Here is an 18130-nt window from a genome sequence, read left to right on the forward strand (position 1 = left end):
CAGTTCGGCGACGCCGTTCGGGAAACTGACCGGCAACCGTCCCGACGGATTGACCGCACCCGACAGCACCCGGGCGATCGCGCGCCCGCCGGCCGTGCCGGGAAACCAGGCCTCCACCACCGCGCGGACCTTGCTGATCCATGGCATCAGCACCGGCCCGCCGCTTTCCACCACCACGATCGTGTTGGGGTTGGCCGCCGCCACCGCCGCCACCAACGCATCCTGATTGCCCGACAGCGCCAGATCGGCATCGCGGCTTTCGGTCGTCCACTGCGTCACGAACAGGATCGCGACGGCGCTGCGTTTTGCCAGCGCGACGGCGGCGGCAATGTCGGTTCCGCTGGCAAATGCGATCTTCGCCTTTGGCAGTTCGCGGCGCATTTCGGTCAGTGGGGCGGACGGATGATAGACCACCGGCCCCGGCCAACCGCGCGGTTCCAGCCCCGGAACGGCATTGCCGCCGACCGGATGCACCTGCGCCGATCCGCCGCCGGACAGCACGCCCGCATCGGCATGGCCCCCGATCACCGCGATGCTACCGACCAATGCCGGCAGTGGCAGCATATCGCGATCGTTCTTCAGCAGCACGATTCCCTGTTCCGCGATCGCGCCGCTGGTGGCGGCATCGGCGGCGTAGTCGATAGGCTGGTCCGGCCTCACCGGCCGGTCGACCACGCCTGCCACGATCATCGCGCGCACGATCCGTCGCGCCATGTCGTCCAGCCGCGCCGCCGGCACTGTCCCGGCGTCGATCGCGGCGGACAGCGGCGCGCCAAAATAGCGTTCCTTGTCGAACGGCCAGCCCGATTGCTGGTCCAGGCCGCCATTGACCGACGCGACCGTACTGTGAACCGCGCCCCAATCGGACATCACGAACCCGCGATATCCCCAGTCGCGCTTCAGCATGTCGGTCAGCAGCGCCTTGTTCTCGCAACTATGTGTCCCATTGACCTTGTTGTAGGCGCACATGACCGATCCCGGCCGTGATCCTTCCAGCGCGATCTGCACCGCCAGATAATCGGACACGCGCGCCGCCGCCTCGTCGATCCGCGCATCGACGATGATTCGCCCGGTTCCTGCGCATTCACCGCGAAATGCTTCAGCGTGGAGATCACACCAGCCGATTGCACACCGCGGATCTGTGCGCCGGTGATGACGCCGTTCAGCAACGGATCCTCACCGCTATTCTCGAAATTGCGCCCGCTGCGCGGTTCCCGGACCAGTACCGCGCTGCCGGCGAGCAGGACGTTGTAGCCCGACGCCCGCGCCTCGCCGCCGATCATCGCGCCACCGCGCATCGCCAGCGCCGGATCCCAGCTGGCCGCGATCGCCAGGCTGGACGGCAACGCGGTGCGCCCGCGCTTCTCCGCCGCCGGCCCGACGCCCGATACGCCGATCCCGGAATCACTCTCCCATAGCGGAGGCAGGCCCAGGCGGGCGATGCCGGGGATATAGCCCGCCGATCCCGGATAAGCGCCGGGCGGCGGCGTGAAGCCGCGCGTCGCCTGCTCGCCGGTGGCATAGCCGAATATCAATTTCAGCTTCTCCGCACGCGTCATGGCGGCGATCAGCTGGTCGACCCGGGCGTCGACACCCGCCACCGCCGGCTGCGACGACACCGGCGCCGCGGTGGCTATCAAGGCCGCCGCCAGGATTCGGGCGAAAGTCATGCGATCAAATTCCTGTCCGCCGCCGGCGATCCACGGGATCGCATCGTAAAGAAAGCGCCCGCCGCAGCGCGCGGGCGCATGCGACGGGCCAGGTCCAAGCCGTGCCGTAGAAACAGGGAGGCAAAGCCGGCACGGCAAGCTGACGATCAGTTGCGGATCCGCACGCCCAACGTCAGACGCCGCTCGTACAGATTCTGCTGATAAAACAGATTCTTGAACTGCGCATATTGCTGGTCATAGGCGTCGGTCAGGTTTGTGCCCTGCGCAAACACCGTGATATTCGGCGTCACGTCATAGCTGGCCGACGCATCCAGATACCCGACGGGCTTGGAATAAACGGCAAGCACGTCGCCATCACTGACACCATTGACCGACTGCAACCCTGCGAACCGCTTGCTCCGCCAGTTATAGGCCACGCGCGCCTGGATCGGTCCCTTCTGGTAAAAGCCGACGATATTATACTGATATCGGCTATTGTCCGGCACCGGCAGCTGCTTGCCGAACAGATCGGTGTTGGAACTGCTGCTGTCCGACAGCGTGAAGTTCGCGTTGGCACCGAACCCGCTCAGGAAGCCGGGCAGGAAATCGAACTGCTGCTGATAACCCAGCTCCAGCCCCTTGATCTTGCCGCCCTTGCCATTGCCGGTTGAGGATACCACACCACCGGCCCGCACCACGCCATCCTGATCCGCGATCGGCAGGACTTCATTGATCGCCTGCGGGAAGGATTTGACGTCGAACAGGAAAACCGCCGCACTCAGCAGACCGCCCTGTCCGAAATAATATTCGTACGAGGCGTTATAGTTGGTAGACTGGTAAGGTTCCAGGTTTGGATTACCCGAATTGCCCTGCAAAAATACCTGCAGCGTGCTTGGCTGATCGGGATATCGACCGTTATTGGCGCCATAATATAGAACCTGACCTGCACCGAGGTCGAACAGGTTGAGCGACCCTACGACCTTTGCCGCAGCAAGGCGCAGCTTCTGACGATCGGTAACATCGAACGTCAGGTTGGCCGACGGTAGAAAGCGATTGAACGTCTTTTTGGTCTCTACTGTACCGAGGTTCAGGAAGACGCCATTATAGTTGCCGCCCGTTCCGATGAACTGGGCGGGATCCGTGCGGTTGGCAAATACCGACCGCTGGGTCCGAATGTAACGCAGGCCGATGTTACCGGAGAAATCCACGCCCAGCATGCCGGTGTCGTCACCAAAATTGGCCTGCCCGTAGAGCGTGCTGTTCTTCTCCGTCACGCGGAAGCTGCGCGTCGGATCGACATAGGGTGCGTTACCGGGGAACAGGCTGTTCTGGAACGCGAGCGGGTCGGCCATCGCGTTCGGGTCCAGCGCCGGGATACCCGCCGCCGGGACGCCGTTGAACACGAAATTGCTATAGTTGCGCACCTGATTGCCCAGTGCGGGGAAGGTATAGATCGGCAGGACCGAACGCCCGTCGATCGCCGGGCGGCCGGTATGGCCGATCTGCGGATCCTTGAAGAAATACAGGTCGCCCGGGCCGTTCAACAGTCCGAGGCCGTCGACCGTCACCGGCGCCAGATACTTGAACTCCTCCACCGACACCTTGCGCGTGTTGTAGCGCGCCCCGAAATCGACCGAGCGCAGGAACCCGTCAAACTGATAGCTGCCGTCCGCGCGGAACGCATCGGTCTTGGCTCGGCGCTTGTCGCCAAAGCCCCAGGTGGACTGCAACACATAATTGGCCGGGTTGGTGACGTCGGTTCCGAACGCCAGCGTGGGAAATTTGGTGGTGTAATCGATCCCGATGTCCACCGTCGGGAACCCGGCGGCATTGGCGAAGGTGGTGCAGGACGCCGGCGCCGCAGCCGGCGCGTTCTGGCACGCCGCCGTCGTACCGCGCGTGATCAGCGATCCGGTGACCGGCTTCGAATCCGCCTGCGACGAAACGGAGTCGCGTGATGCGTCGCCATGGACCCAGCGCAACGAACCCTTGAACCGGCCGCCATTGTCATAGGCGAGTTCCAGGTTGGTGTTATACGCTTCGGACACATTGTTCTGCGCGGCGCTGTTGACGGCGAAGCCCGGCAGACGGAAATTGCCGAGGGTGACGACGCCGTTCGCGTCCACGTCGGACCCCGCCAGCAGCGGGCGCGGGGCATAACCGCTGTTCAACTGCAGGTTGACCGCGCGGTTCTGCTCCTCAAGCCGGGTATAGGCGGCTTCCCCGGTCAGCGTCAGGGAATCGGACAGCTTGGCCTGCGCGGAGGCGTTGAGGCCGTAGCGTTCGCGCGATGTCTTGCGGTTGCTGTTGCTGACGACCGCCGGTTGATACACATAATCCTTGTCGGCAAACCGCGTGCTGTTCGTGATATCGCCATCTCCGCGCAGATCGCGGCCCGACAGGGCGTCCGTCGACACCAGCCAGCTGTTGCCGGTATCGATCCCGATATTGGCAAGGTCAGCCTTGGAATAGGAGCCGGCCACCAGCACCCCGAACCGGTCGTTCCGCCAGCCGAGCAGGCCGGAATATAGCTGGTTCAACTTCTTCACGCGCGACCCGTAGGAGCCTTCTGCCGAAGCGGTGGCGGAAACGCCCTGCTTCAGGTCGAATGGCCGCCTGGTCTTCAGGTCGATCGTGCCGCTGACGCCGCCTTCCAGCTGGCGCGCCGTCGGCGACTTGAACACGTCCACGCCTGAAAACAGCGTCGGCGGAATATCGGTGAAGTTAGGCTGCGCACCGTCGATGTTCTGGCCACCCAGGAACTGCTCGCCATTGATCGTCACCAGCACCTGGCCCAGGCCACGGACGTTGACCGATGCGCCTTCGCCGGCCGACCGGCCGATCTGGATGCCCGGCACGCGCTGCAGCGAATCCGCGATCGTGGCGTCGGGAAGCTTGCCGATATCTTCCGCCACGATGCTGTCCACGATCTGCGGCGCCAGCCGCTTCAGGTCGACGGCCTTGCGCTGCGCGCCGCGCACGCCCAGCACGACGACCTCATCACCGGCCGCACCGGCGGCGGGGGCGTCCGGCACCGGCTGGTTCATGACCGGGCCCGCCGCCGCACCGGGCGTTTCCTGCGCCAGCAACGGCGCGGACGCCAGGCAGCAGGCCGCAAGCGATGTCGCCGCCAACAACGCGGCGCGGGGAGCGGGACGATAGTGGTTCTTCATGGACTGGCCTTATCATTCAGGCGCGGATCACCGCCGCACGTCCCAAGCCAGGCCGGCCGGTCCGTGCGCGGGATCGCGCAGTGCTGTGGGACGTGACGCCGGCTTTACGCGGCGCTCACGACGAAGTTCGCCGAAGGCGCGGGCACGCGTCAGACGATGATGGTCGGGCGATCTGGCGGCATGCACATCCTCCTGCGGGGCGTCATTACGCCTCCTGTGAGCGTCACCCTCTACATTCGGTCCATCGGCGTCAAGAGATAATACAATTTGTTTCTATTTATCGCGGGCCCGACTGAGTTCGCCGATCAGATAGCTTCGGATTCGCTCCGTGCGCTCGGGCGATGGCGGCGCCAATATGCCGCGACCATGCGTCGGCAGATGGTCCGCCGCGGACAAGGCATCGTCTCCGAACACATAATGATCGAACCAGCCCCGTACGGCCGCGCGTTCATCGGGCGGCATGTCGCGAATCGCCATGATGGCATGGACCAGCGCCGGGAACGGCGACGCCGCGTCCGCCTGTCCCCACCAGTAATTCACCAGCACGTTGAACGCGCCGATCGCCTTGACATCATGCCACCACAGCGACGGAATGAAGATCGCGTCACCCGGTTCCAGCACCGCGACCTGCATTCGTGCGCGGGCCGCCGCAAAGCGTGGGTAGCGATCCAAATCGGGCGCCTCCAGGTCGACCATGCTGACCGGCCGCCCGGCAATCGTCTGGTCGAGCGGCCCGGGATACAGATTTGCGATCTCGTCGGGCGGGAACAGGCAGAAACGCCGCCGCCCCGCAACCACCACGGCGACATTCCGGGCCTCGTCATAATGCGTCGAAACACGGCTGGCATTCCCGATCCACACGCGCGGCACCGCGTCCGGTGTGGCCAGCGGCAGCGGGTTGGCCGCGGTCCAGCCCGGCAGATGGTCCGCCGCCGCCGCCGCACCGGCATAGATTGCAGGGGATCCAGGCGTGCTGCCGATCGCCAGCAATTGACCGACAAGCGTCGACAGCGACACCTTGCCGCGCTCGAAATTGAACCCGCGCAGGTCGTCCCGGTAGAAGAAGCGCCCTCCCACCTCCGGCGCTGCCGCCATCACGTCGGATGGCCGCCCACCCTCGAACGATAGCAGATGGTCGGCGATCGCGCGGTCCGACGTGCGGGCCGCGCGCACCGCCGGCCAGTCGGCCGCAAGCCCGCGCATCACGACCGGGTGGTACGCCGGGGCAATTTCCGCCTCGAACCGCGCTGATGTTACGGCATCGATCTCGATAACGGGCAGGCCCGTGACATCGGTCACCGGCTACCGCCACAATCTGCCGCCACCGGATCCCAGATCACACGCATACTCACAGCCGTACCCGAACCAGCGAACCGCCGCGCTTTGGGGGCATCATAGTCATCGGGCGTCGACCCGTCGATGACAGTTTATCATATCGATGCGGCAGGACTTCATGACGCCATCACGCGGTGGTCCGGCGATACCATGGCCGCCGTACCGCCTGTCGGGCGATGGTCGTACACGACCATCGACCGAACCCGGATCGCTTTCTGTATCGTCACCACCTGCCTACATGTTCAGACGGACGCTCAGCTGGAACTGACGATCGCTCTTGAAATAGGTCCGCGGCGCGGTCAGGCCATCGCTGTTCAGGAGGAACCGGGTCTTCGTCGTCTGATCCAGCAGGTTGTTGGCCTGAATACCGATCTTGAAGTGATTGTTGACGGTGTAGAACAGCGATCCGTCAACCTGCCCCCCTGCATCACTGTAAACCGGCAGGTACGGGAAGATCGAATCACGGTTGTTCAGCAGGAACTTCGATCGCCAGCTATAGGCAACACGCGCGTAGATCCCATATTTGTCGTAGAATGCGGATACGTTGAAATTGTGCTTGGACAATTGCGCCAGCGGCAGATTGTCATAGAGGCCTTCGATGTCGATCGGGGGCTGATTTCCGTCTCCTTCAAAGGGGGTGGGATCGGTCGATGCCCGGAATGCGGGCGGGGATACCTGCACCGTACCGGCCTTGATATAGGTATAGGTCGCCTGAACACCGAGCCCGGCGAGCGCACCCGGCAGGAAGTCGTAGGTCTGCTGATAGGACAGCTCGGCACCCTTGATGTTGCTCGATCCGTCTGCATTGGCCGGGCCGCTCAACGCCAGATCGTAACTGCTGCCGTTGTTCGAGAAGTTGCGAACGAAGCCACTGTTGCCGATGATGACATCCGTCAGCCGCTTGTAGAAGCCGGTTGCCGTCAGCGATCCCACGCGGGCGAAATACCATTCCGCGCTGAGATCGAGTTGATCCGCCTTGATCGGACGCAGATACGGGTTCGCCGCGCGGGCTTCGAACACGCCGTTTCCGCCGTTGAAGCCCAGCGAGACGAAATTGCGCAAGTCGCCGAAATCCGGGCGACTGATCGCCTTCGATGCAGCGAACCGGACCAGCACCTTGGGCGTGATATCAAGACGAAGGTTGACGCTGGGGAGCCAGTTGCCGAACTTGTTGACCGCATTCTGCGCGACTGCGGCGCCGTTCGCAAACGCCAACGCAGCGGCCCGTTGCGCGTCCGTCACGGTCGCACGACACAAGGCAGGGATCTGATTTGCCGAGGGCACCGTGCCATCGGTCCGCGGCCGGGTCTGCTCGGTACAATAGCTTGCGAAGTCCGCAAATCCGGATGGCAGCACGGTCGTCCGCTGCGGGAAGTTCGTCGATCCTGCCGACAGGTCCTTCGTACGGACATAGCGGACGCCGATATTCCCGGTCAACTTCATGCCATTGGCAAATTCCTGCGTACCGAAGTCCGCCCGGACATAGCCGGCGTAGGTCTCTTCCGAATTCTTGTAGATCTCGTTGGGAAGGAAATACCCGTCGATCAGGTTCGGATTGCGTGTGGTCCGACCATTCACCACTGCGCCGCCACGATCCTCGATCGGCGTGTAGCTGAAGCCGTTCAGCGGATCGCGCACGCCGCGCAGCAGGTTCATCAGCGCGTCGTGATCCTTCAGGACCGCATCGGTCAGCAAGGTGACGGGCGGTACGGTGCCACCCCCACCCCGGAAGAAGTTATCGAACGTCGTTGGCCGGGCTTCGTTGGGCGTGGAGCCGATATAGCTCGGCCCTTCGTCCGTCCAGGTGGCGGACAAGGATCCCCAGTTGCTGTAATCGTTGGTCTTGACGGTCTGCGACCGCTTGGCCCAGCGGCCGCCCATCCGAACCGACCGAAGAAAGCTGTCATCGTCCAGATCATACTGAACGTCGCCACGGAACGCCCATTCTTCGCCGTCGTTCATCGCCAGGTTGTTGTAGGCGTCGTTGTAGAAGACGCCTTGCGGATTCGTGAAATAGGTATTCGCGTCGAACCCCGGCGTGAGGAAACCCACCTGCGGCGTCTTGCCGGTCAGGTCGAGGGACACAGCGGAGAATGTCGACGTATCGACGATATCGTCGCGGCTGAACACCTTCGCCTTCACATATTGACCGTCCAGGTTCAGATGGAGCCGATCGGTTGGCGAGAACTTGGCGTTCAGGGCAAAATCCTGGTTCTGCACCTTGCCGTAATTATAACGGTTCGTGACGGTGGTATTCAAACCGCCGGGGGTAACGAATTGCGGATAGTCGCAATAGGTCTGCCCACCCGCGCAGGCCTGGCTCGCCGGGACGTTGTGCGCGACGCGGTTGTTGCGGCGAACGATCGTGCCCGACGTGAACACCCCGTTGTCGTCAAACGTATAATTGGCCAGCGGATTATAGGGAAAGCCCGCCTGATCGATATAGCCGGCCGGGAACGTATTCCCGATGTCGTTATAGTAGAAATTGGTCTCGATCGAATGGTCGATCCAGGCCTCGATCGACTCCGACCGCAGATACTGCGCGGTGACCAGCAAGCGCCGATCCGACGATTCGAACTGGCCGGCAGCGGTGATGCTGCTGCGCCGCGTGTTGAACGTCTGCGACCGCACGCCGGCGCCGCCGGGGGCATAAACTGTCTGGCCGTTGGCGACAGGGAAGCTGTCGCAGACGCGCAGCGCATAGGGTTGCCCCTGGTTGATGATCCGCCCTTCCGCCGGGTTGTTGCCGTCGCATGTGACGCCATCATATTGCGACCCCTGGAAATCGCCGTTGATGGCATAGCCATCGACGCCATCGTCCGGCGCGTTGAAGCGCGGCAGGAACGCCTGCGAGAAGATCGAATCCGCTCGGCTATATTGCTGGAAATAGCTTCCGCCGACCAACAGGCCCAGGCGACTTCCGTCCTTCAGGTCCCATTGGTCGCTGAACAGACCTACAAACGATGGTGCGGAACGTTCGGCCAGATCGCCATAGCTCTGCGATGCCGAGAAGAATATGATACGATCTTTGTTGTCGAACGGCTTGCGCGTGTTGATGCTGACGGTGCCGGAAATACCCCCTTCGATCAGATCGGCGGTCAGGTTCTTGAACACTTCGACCGACCCAGCCAATTCGGCGGGAACATCATTATACCCGATCTGCCGGCCGGAACTGACCGAGAACGCATCGCGGCCGTTGAATTCGGACCGGTTGTAGGTGAGTCCGCGGATCTGCACGCCGGAGCCCTGGACCGAAAAATGCTGCGAGTCCCCCGGTGCAGCAAAGCGCGTGATGGCCACGCCGGGAATGCGCTGCAATGCTTCGTTGATCGAACGATCGGGCAAGGCGCCGATGTCTTCCGCGGTGATGGCATCAACGATCGTATCGGCGTTCCGTTTGATGTTCTGCGCGCTGGCGAGCGACTGGCGGATTCCGGTCACGACGATGGCATCCCCTCCACCGTCATCGGCCGACGCCGTACCGACACCTTGCGCCCCCGCAGACGGCGTCGCGACATTGCCGGCGGCCGATGGCGACGCGGAAACGTCGTTGGCGGCGCCAGCGTCCGCGGTCTGGGCAAACGCCGGCTGGGCCATGACCGCGAGTGCGATCATCGACACGCCAACTCCATACATGCGGAACGCACGCCGATCGGTGCGATTCATTGCAACAACAGCCATTGTGTACCCCTTGTCATCCCCGACGTGGCCCGTCCCGGTTTTGCGCCGTGGGATCGAAGCACGCTGTCCTATCAACCCGCGATCTTGTCGCCGGCGGTGTTGACGGGTTAGAGCGCCCCGTTTGCGGTAACAAGTCTGATAATTAAATTTAAAAGACGAATGTCCAACTTATGGTTAACTGTTGCCGAAGAGCGACAGAATCGCCCTATTGGCAGGAGGGGAACGGAGATGACCAGGCAGGACCGGACGCGCGTCGTGGTGGTCGGCGGCGGAACGGCTGGCTGGATGGCGGCCGCCGCGCTGGTCCGGTTGCTGCCGGCTGCCTGCACCGTGCATCTGGTGGAATCGGCCGACATCGGGATCGTCGGCGTGGGAGAAGCGACGCTGCCGCACATCCGCGCCTTCGTCGAACGGCTCGGGCTGGACGAGGCCGATTTCATGCGCGCGACGCATGCGACGTTCAAGCTCGGGATCGACTTTCGTGATTTCGGTGCGATCGGGGACAGTTATATCCATCCCTTCGGCACGTTCGGCCGCCCGCTGGGCGATGTCGGCTTTCACCATTACTGGCTGCGGCTGAACGCCGCCGGGCGCGCGGCGCCGTTCGGCGACTATTCGGTTCCGATCCTTGCCGCGCGCGCCGCCCGCTTCGCGATCCCGACCGGCGAACCCGACGCGCTCGCCGCCAGCTTCGGCTATGCCTATCAGTTCGACGCCACGCTGTTCGGCCCATATCTGCGCCGGTTTGCGGAGGGGCTGGGCGCGGAACGGACCGAAGGCCGCATTCTCTCCGTCGATCGCGACGGCGAAAGTGGCGACGTCCGCGCGGTGGTGATGGCGGACGGGCGGCGTATCGAAGGCGACCTGTTCATCGATTGCTCCGGATTCCGCAGCCTGTTGTTGGGGGACAGCATGGCCGAACCATGGGAAGACTGGTCCCATTGGCTACCCTGTGACCGGGCGGTGGCGATGCCGACCGCCTCGCCGGACGGACCGATCGATCCGTATACCCGCGCCACGGCGATGGCGGCGGGCTGGCGCTGGCGCATCCCGCTCCAGCACCGCGTCGGCAACGGCTATGTCTATTCCAGCGCGCATCTGGGCGATGAGGCTGCGGCCGATGCGCTGGTGCAGGCGGTGGAGGGCGCGCCGCTTGCCGATCCGCGCATGCTGCGTTTCCGCGCCGGCCGCCGCCGCAACAGCTGGGTCGGCAATGTCGTCGGCGTCGGGCTGGCGTCGGGATTTCTGGAACCGCTGGAATCGACCAGCATCTATCTGGCGCAGATGGCGATCACGCAGCTGATCGAGCTGTTTCCCTCCGACGGCATCATTCCCGCCGACCGCGCCGAATATAATCGGATGGTCGATATGGAATATGACCGCATCCGCGATTTCCTGATCCTGCATTATCATGCCACCACGCGCGACGACTCCGACTTCTGGAATCACGTTCGGACGATGGCGATCCCGGATACGCTGGCGGAGAAGATGGACCTGTTCCGCCGCGCCGGCCGCGTCAGCCAGTATGGAGAGGGCCTGTTCCTGGAACCAAGCTGGCTTGCCGTCTATCTGGGCCAGGGGATCGTGCCGCACGGCTGGGACCAGCGCGCGGACGCCCCCGCGATCGACGGGCTGGACCGCGCCGTCTCGGCACTCCGGACGCAGGTCGCGGCGACGGTTGCGGCGATGCCGGATCATGCCGCCTTCATCGCCGGTCGCAACGCCGCCGTCGCCGCGTGACGCACCGTTCGCCGATCCGCAGCATCGCGATCCTGGGCGCGGGCATCGTCGGCCTGTCGGCGGCGATCGCCTTCGCCCGTGCCCTGCCCGGCCTGGCGATCACGATCGTGGAGACGCCGGCCGATCCCGCCGCCTTTGCGGACCGAATGCCGGGCACCCTGCCGTCGATCGCCGCCTTTCACGACCGGATCGGCCTTTCGGAAATGGATCTGCTGAAGGCCGGCGCCATCCACCGCATCGGCACGCGCCTGATCGACTGGACCGCCAGCGGCCGACCGCTGATCCTGGTCGACGACGACCACGGCGGCGCGGTTGCGCCCGGCGCATTTCACCAGCATTGGCTGAACGCCCGGCGCGCCGGCGCGGTGGCCCCGTTCGACACCTTCGCGCCGGCGGCGGCACTGGCGGCGGCGGATCGGTTCGTCCATCCGCTGGACGATCCGGGCTCGCCGCTGTCGGGTTTCACCTATGCGCTGCGGCTGGATCCGCCGCGCTACCGCGATCTGCTGCGCGCCTATGCCGCGCACCACCGCATACGGCCGGTTGTCGGCGGCTATGGCGGGGCCGAGCGCCGGGCCGATGGCGGCGTCGCGGCCCTGCTGCTGGCCGATGGCCGCCGGATCGAGGCCGATCTTTATCTCGACTGCGCCGGACCTGCGGCGCCACTCCGTACCGCGATCGATCATGATGTCGAGGATTGGAGCATGTGGTTGCCGGCCGACCGGTTGCTGATCGGAACCGAGCGCTCACCTGCGCCCGCACCAGGCCCGACCGACAACGTCCATGCGCTTCCTTCGGGGTGGCGCATGACGCTGCCGCTGCGCGATCGGACGATCCACGGCCTTGCCTATACCGCCGGCCAGACGTCCGACGCGCGCGCCGCCCGCATCCTCCCGATCGGAACGGAGCTGATCGCATTCCGCCCAGGGGCCCGGCGGGCTCCGTGGCGCCACAATGTCGTGGCGATCGGCGACGCCGCGGTGACCCTCGATCCGCTCGCCAGTGCCAATCTGCACCTGGCCCATGCCGCGATCCTGCGCGCGATCGACCTGTTGCCGGGGCGCGACTGTGCGGCGGTCGAAACCGCGGAATATCAGCGCCGTACGGCATGGCAGGTTGCACGCGTCCGGGATTTCCAGGCCGCACATTATCAACCGAGCGGGCGCACGCGCGGCGAGTTCTGGAGAGCTGCCGGCCGCCTGCCCCGTCCCGACACCCTTGCCCACACGCTGGATCAGTTCGCAATGCGCGGCCGCCTGCCCTTCCATGAGGAGGAGAGCTTCGGCCGCGACCGCTGGCTGGCGTTGTTGCTAGGCCTCGGCATCGTCCCGCGCCTGCCCGACGCGATCGCGTCGGCGACCCCCGTCGCCGCGACGGCCGCCGCGTTGCGCGCGCTGACCGACGCCGCCGCCGCACTGCCGCACCGCATCCCCCCCTACCCCGCCTATCTGGCGCAGATCGAAGGCCGCCGATGACCGCCGAGCAAGCCCCCATCCGGACCGTGGTGATCGTCGGCGGCGGCACCGCCGGCTGGATGGCCGCCGCCGCGGCTGCACGTTTCCTGAACGATGGCCAGCGTCGGATCGTGCTGGTCGAATCCGACGCGATCGGCACGGTGGGCGTCGGCGAGGCGACGATCCCGCCGATCCTGGGATTCAACCGGCTGCTCGGCATCGAAGAGCGCGATTTCCTGCGCGAAACCGGTGCCACGTTCAAGCTGGGGATCGAATTTGTCGGCTGGGACACCGGGCAGGATCGCTATTTCCACCCGTTCGGCCCGCACGGCCGCGACATTGAAGGGCTCAATTTTCACCAGCTCTGGTTGAAGCTGCGTGATCAGCCCGGCATCGGCACCATCGACGAATATTCCGCATCCGCCATGGCCGCGCGCCACGGCCGGTTCGCGGCACCCGCCGATGACCCGCGCGATCCGCTGTCGCAACTGGCCTATGCCTATCATTTCGATGCGGGGCTGTACGCGGCCTTCCTCCGCCGCCGCGCGGAGGACGGCGGGGTCGTGCGCATCGAAGGCCGCATCACCGGTACGGACCGCGATCCGGACAACGGCCATCTCCGCGCCGTCCTGCTCGACGGCGATCGCCGGGTCGAAGGCGACCTGTTCATCGATTGCTCCGGCTTCCGCAGCCTGCTGCTGGGCGACGCGATGGGCGTGCCGTTCGAGGACTGGTCGCACTGGCTGCCCTGCGACAGCGCCTTGGCGGTGCCGACCGAACGCACCGAACCGCTGCTGCCCTTCACCCGGTCGACCGCGCACCCCGCCGGGTGGCAATGGCGGATCGGGCTGCAGCATCGCACCGGCAACGGCCATGTCTATGCCAGCGCGCACATGTCGGATGCGGAGGCCGAACGCTTGCTGATCGCGCATCTCGATGCGCGCCCGACTGCCGATCCGCGCAAACTGTCCTTTCGCGCGGGACGGAGGCTCCGGCTGTGGGAGGGAAATGTCGTCGCGCTGGGACTTGCCGGCGGCTTCCTCGAACCTCTGGAGTCCACCAGCATCCACCTGATCCAGGCGGGGATATCCAAATTGTTCGGGCTGTTCCCGGACCGGCGGTTCGTGGCGGTCGAACGCGATGAATATAATCGGCTGATGGGCGACGCCTATACGGCGATCCGCGACTTCATCATCCTGCACTATCACGCCACGCGGCGCGACGATTCACCGTTCTGGCGATATGTTCGAACGATGCCGATCCCGGACAGCCTGGCGCACAAGATCATGCTGTTTCGCGAAAAGGGCCGGATTTTCCGCTATGACGACGAACTGTTCGCGATCCCGAGCTGGGTCGCGGTCATGCTTGGCCAGAACATCCGCCCGACCGGCTATGACCCGGTCGTCGATGCGCTCGATGGTGATCGGGTCGCGGCGGCGCTGCGGCAGATGCGGGCGGGAATTGCCGATGCCGTCGGCGGCTTGCCGACCCAATCCGAATATATCGCGCGCTATGCACCGGCCTCGCGCCGATGAATCTGCCAAACAATTTGGCTTTTTGGATCAGCCGTGCTTTTACGACGCCGACACCGCACCGCCTTTGGTGAATGGAATCAAGACTGTGACAGCCCGGCCGCAGATCCGGCTTCATGAGGGGATGACTGCATGATGATCCGCCCGATCAACCGTGTCCGCGTTTCGCTGCTCGCGATGTCGCTGCTCGCCACTGGCGCATTGGCGCAGGCACCCGGCATGTTCGGCCCCTATAATGCCGACATCGCGGCCGGCGGCGCGCCCTTGGCCAAGCCTGTCGGACCCGACGGTGCGATGTTGCCCGCTACCGCCGCCTGGACGATGCAGGCATGGGTGGAACCCCGCACCATCCCGACCGGAACCGCCCGGATTGCGGGTTTCGGCGACGGCACGACCGGGCGCTATCTGGCGCTGGTCGATGGCGCGCCCGCGCTGGTGACGCCCGCCGGCACCGTCGCCGCCCGCATGCGGCTGGCACCGGGCCGCTGGCGCCACATCGCCGCCGTCGCCGACGGGGATAGCGTCCGGCTCTATCTGGATGGTGCGGAGGTCGCGCGCGGAAAGGTCGCGGGCGATCCCGTCCCGGCCATCGCGCAGATCGGGCCGCAATCACCCGGTGCACCGGTGTTCGCCGGCCGCATCGCCGATTTCCAGCAGGCACCCACCGCGCTCAGCCCCGCCGCGCTGCGGGATGTGCCAAGGCCGGACGCGGCCACCACGGCGTTCGAACGGACCAGCCCCGACTGGCCCGTGCAGGTTCGTCAGATGGCCGGGCAGGTGACGCCGCAGGATGCCTGGACCCGCCCGCAAAGCCGCGCACCCTATTCGAAGCCGGTCGCCAGGCCCGAACCCCGCGGACCGGCGCTGGCGCAGCGGGCACCGGGCCTCTGGACCGTCGCGGGTTGGCGACTGGCGGAGGCGCCGAAGGTCCAGGCCGACGGCGCCGCGCTGTCGCGGCCCGGCTATGATGCCAAAGCATGGTATGTCGCGACCGTGCCCGGCACCGTGCTCACCACGCTGGTGGATCGCGGCGTCTACGCCGATCCCGCGTTCGGCCTCAACAATCTGTCGATCCCGGAAAGCCTCAACACGCAGGATTACTGGTACCGGACCGAGATCGACGTGCCCGCCACCGCGGCCGGCAAGCATCTCGCGCTCAATTTCAAGGGCGTGAACTATGCCGCTGAAATCTGGCTGAACGGACGGCGGCTGGGCGCGATGAAGGGCGCCTTCATCCGCGGTCAGTTCGACGTCACCGGCAAACTGGTCGCGGGCCGCAATGCCATTGCGGTCAAGGTCTCGCCCCCACCGCATCCGGGTATCGCGCATGAGGAGTCGCTGACATCCGGCGTCGGCGAAAACGGCGGAATGCAGATGCTGGACGGCCCGACCTTCGTCGCGTCGGAAGGCTGGGACTGGATCCCGTCGGTCCGCGATCGCAACACCGGGCTGTGGCAGGGGGTCGATCTGATCGCGACCGGCGCGCTTGCGCTGGGCGATGCCCAGGTCGTGACGACATTGCCGAACCCCGACAACAGCGTCGCCAATGTCGAGATTACGATCCCGGTGCGCAACCTGACGGATCAGGCGACGACGGCTACCGTCACCGCCCGGTTCGACGACATCACGGTGACCAAATCGGTTGCGCTGGCACCCGGCGGAACGGTGGACGTCATGCTGACTCCCGCCGAGTTTCCGGCACTGGCCGTCCGCAATCCCCGGCTCTGGTGGCCGAACGGCTACGGCGCACCGGCGCTGCACGATCTGGCGCTGACCACCTCCGCCGGCGGCGCGGTGTCGGACACCAAAACGCTGCGGTTCGGCATGCGCCAGGTGACCTATGAAATCTCGCTGATGGACCGAAACGATGCGCTCCGCCGGGTCGGGATCGACCTGTCGAAGGCACGGTCGCTGGGGCAGCAGGTGGTCGACGGAACGCACCAGGGCATTCGCAAGACCGCCAATGGCTGGGCCGCCTCGCTGGTGCCGGGTGCCGAAACCTCGCCGGCGGTCACCCCGATCGCGGGCGATGCCGATCTCGCGCCCTACCTGCTGATCAAGGTCAACGGCGTCCGGATCGCGGCGCGCGGCGGCAACATCGGCATGGACGACTTCATGAAGCGGACGGAGCGCGAACGCCTCCTGCCCTTCTTCCGGTTGCACCAGGATGCGAACCTCAACATCATCCGCAACTGGGTCGGTCAGAATACGGAGGAGACGTTCTACGATCTGGCCGACGAACATGGCCTGATGATCCTGAACGATTTCTGGGAATCGACGCAGGATTATAATATCGAGACGCAGGATGTCCCGCTGTTCACCGCCAATGCGGAGGATGTGGTCAAGCGGTTCCGCAACCATCCCTCGATCGTCGTGTGGTTCGGCCGCAACGAAGGCGTGCCGCAACCGATCCTGAACGAAGCGCTGCAGACGATCATCAACCGCTACGACGGCACACGGCTCTACATGGGATCGTCCAACCGCGTGAACCTGCAGAATAGCGGACCGTATAACTGGCGGCCGGAATCCACCTATTTCACCGAACATGCCAAGGGCTTCTCGGTCGAACTCGGCACGCCCAGCTTTCCGACGCTGGAGGCGTGGACGCGCGCCATGCCGAAGGCGGATCTCTGGCCGATCAGCGATGCCTGGGCCTATCATGACTGGCACCAGACCGGGAACGGCGCGGTCAAATCCTATATGGACGCGCTCGCCACCCGCTATGGCGCGGGCACCAGCCTCCCGGATTTCGAACGCAAGGCGCAGATGATGGAGTATGACTCCTATCGCGCCATCTTCGAAGGCTTCAACGCCGGCCTGTGGCGCACCAACAGCGCGCGCATGCTCTGGATGACCCAGCCCGCCTGGCCATCATCGGCGTGGCAGATCTTCTCGTCCGACTATGACACCCACGCCGCCTTTTACGGCACCAAGAAAGCGTCCGAACGCGTTCATGTTCAGCTGAACCAGCCCGATTACAAGGTCGTGCTGGTGAACAACGGCCCCGCTCTGATCGGTGCCACGGTGTATGCGAAGGTCACCGGGCTCGACAATCGCATCCTGGCCGAACGGCGTGCCACCGTAGCGGCCGGCGCCGGCCTGGTCGCGGACGCCTTCACGCTCGATCTGGCGCCCCATCTGACACAGGGCATGGTGCTGGTCGCACTCGACGTGACCGATGCCACCGGAAAGATCCTGTCGCAGAATGTCTATTGGCAGGGCGCGGATGATGCCGCGTACCAGGGCATGACCCGGATGGCGCAGGTGCCGGTCACCGCCCGCGCCAGCAGTCGCCGCGACGGCGACGAAGTGGCGACCACCATCGATCTGGCCAATGGCGGTGCGGTCGCGGCGCTCGCCACCAAGCTGACGGTGATGAATGCCGACGGGTCGCAGGTTTTGCCGGCCTATTTCTCCGACAACTATGTCTCGTTGCTGCCCGGCGAACGTCGGAAGATCGAGATCCGCTATCCCCAGGCCGCGGCAAAGGGCCGGACCACTGTCACGCTGCGCGGCTGGAACGTGAAGCCTTCCCGCGTCGTCGTTCGTTGAAGCGGAGCGCTCCC

9 protein-coding genes are annotated in these 18130 nt (G+C 65.0%); 4 read left to right on the forward strand and 5 right to left on the reverse strand.

Annotated elements, in window-relative coordinates; all coding sequences use genetic code 11:
- The 5 genes from VF649_RS03035 to VF649_RS03055 form a co-directional block, all read right to left on the reverse strand.
- A partial coding sequence (locus tag VF649_RS03035) for a glycoside hydrolase family 3 protein (protein WP_331010483.1) occupies positions 1-1026 on the reverse strand: 1026 nt, incomplete at its 3' end.
- On the reverse strand, positions 912-1670 hold the full coding sequence (locus VF649_RS03040; protein ID WP_331010484.1) for a glycoside hydrolase family 3 N-terminal domain-containing protein: 759 nt from the start codon (positions 1668-1670) through the stop codon (positions 912-914). The genes VF649_RS03040 and VF649_RS03035, both read right to left, overlap by 115 nt.
- A gap of 146 nt (positions 1671-1816) precedes the next feature.
- Complete coding sequence (locus VF649_RS03045) at positions 1817-4822, reverse strand: TonB-dependent receptor (protein ID WP_331010485.1); 3006 nt, start codon at positions 4820-4822, stop codon at positions 1817-1819.
- 273 nt (positions 4823-5095) lie between these two features.
- Positions 5096-6121 carry a cupin-like domain-containing protein gene (locus VF649_RS03050; RefSeq protein WP_331010486.1) on the reverse strand — a complete coding sequence of 342 codons (1026 nt, stop codon included), beginning with the start codon at positions 6119-6121 and terminating at the stop codon, positions 5096-5098.
- Positions 6122-6391: 270 nt separating this feature from the next.
- Entirely contained in the window at positions 6392-9772 is a 3381-nt protein-coding gene (locus VF649_RS03055) for a TonB-dependent receptor (protein ID WP_331010513.1), read from the reverse strand.
- Positions 9773-10066: 294 nt separating this feature from the next.
- Here VF649_RS03055 and VF649_RS03060 point away from each other — a divergent pair, with 294 nt between their 5' ends.
- The 4 genes from VF649_RS03060 (at position 10067) to VF649_RS03075 (ending at position 18116) form a co-directional block, all read left to right on the forward strand.
- Positions 10067-11578, forward strand: coding sequence for a tryptophan halogenase family protein (locus VF649_RS03060; protein ID WP_331010487.1), 1512 nt, complete (start codon positions 10067-10069; stop codon positions 11576-11578).
- Complete coding sequence (locus tag VF649_RS03065; RefSeq protein ID WP_331010488.1) at positions 11575-13053, forward strand: tryptophan 7-halogenase; 1479 nt, start codon at positions 11575-11577, stop codon at positions 13051-13053. The genes VF649_RS03060 and VF649_RS03065 overlap by 4 nt, the downstream gene beginning before the upstream one ends.
- Positions 13050-14567, forward strand: coding sequence for a tryptophan halogenase family protein (locus VF649_RS03070; RefSeq protein WP_331010489.1), 1518 nt, complete (start codon positions 13050-13052; stop codon positions 14565-14567). Before VF649_RS03065 ends, VF649_RS03070 begins: the two co-directional genes overlap by 4 nt.
- Before the next feature lie 129 nt (positions 14568-14696).
- Entirely contained in the window at positions 14697-18116 is a 3420-nt protein-coding gene (locus VF649_RS03075; RefSeq protein WP_331010490.1) for a glycosyl hydrolase 2 galactose-binding domain-containing protein, read from the forward strand.
- The last annotated feature ends 14 nt before the right edge of the window (positions 18117-18130 follow it).

The sequence above is a fragment of the Sphingomonas sp. genome (assembly GCF_036387535.1).
Taxonomy (GTDB): Bacteria; Pseudomonadota; Alphaproteobacteria; order Sphingomonadales; family Sphingomonadaceae; genus Sphingomonas_R.

Excerpts from the sequence above, each read along its gene's own strand:
- VF649_RS03040 (WP_331010484.1), bottom strand. The coding sequence starts at position 1,670 with ATGACTTTCGCCCGAATCCTGGCGGCGGCCTTGATAGCCACCGCGGCG.
- VF649_RS03045 (WP_331010485.1), bottom strand. The coding sequence starts at position 4,822 with ATGAAGAACCACTATCGTCCCGCTCCCCGCGCCGCGTTGTTGGCGGCG.
- VF649_RS03055 (WP_331010513.1), bottom strand. The coding sequence starts at position 9,772 with ATGATCGCACTCGCGGTCATGGCCCAGCCGGCGTTTGCCCAGACCGCG.
- VF649_RS03060 (WP_331010487.1), top strand. The coding sequence starts at position 10,067 with ATGACCAGGCAGGACCGGACGCGCGTCGTGGTGGTCGGCGGCGGAACG.
- VF649_RS03070 (WP_331010489.1), top strand. The coding sequence starts at position 13,050 with ATGACCGCCGAGCAAGCCCCCATCCGGACCGTGGTGATCGTCGGCGGC.
- VF649_RS03075 (WP_331010490.1), top strand. The coding sequence starts at position 14,697 with ATGATGATCCGCCCGATCAACCGTGTCCGCGTTTCGCTGCTCGCGATG.